Annotated in this window: 1 protein-coding gene; it reads right to left on the minus strand. The window is 46.5% G+C overall.

The window, feature by feature from the left end; genetic code table 11:
* The coding region (locus ACVC43_RS00100; RefSeq protein ID WP_452222538.1) for a hypothetical protein at window positions 1-282 on the minus strand (282 nt) is incomplete at both ends.

The raw sequence follows: 282 nt of genomic DNA on the forward strand, positions 1-282 counted from the left end.
GTTGGTAAATTAAAGGTGGCAAACCCATCGGCATCGTTATCGCAAACGGCTAAGGGTGTTAAATCTTGTGCGCTGATGATTTGTGGGGTTGGGTTGACAATGAGTACAAGGTCTTCGAAACTGGCACAGTCTGTTGCTATAGTTGCACTTTCTACGCGTACGTAGATGGTTTGCATGTTAACCACAATGTTGTTATACGGACTGGCTAATGGGTTGATGTTGTTTTGCGCATCGGCTGGTGTTTCGTGATAGGTAACGGTAAGTCCTGGTGCGCCTCCTGTA

The organism is Lacinutrix chionoecetis (genome assembly GCF_053604665.1).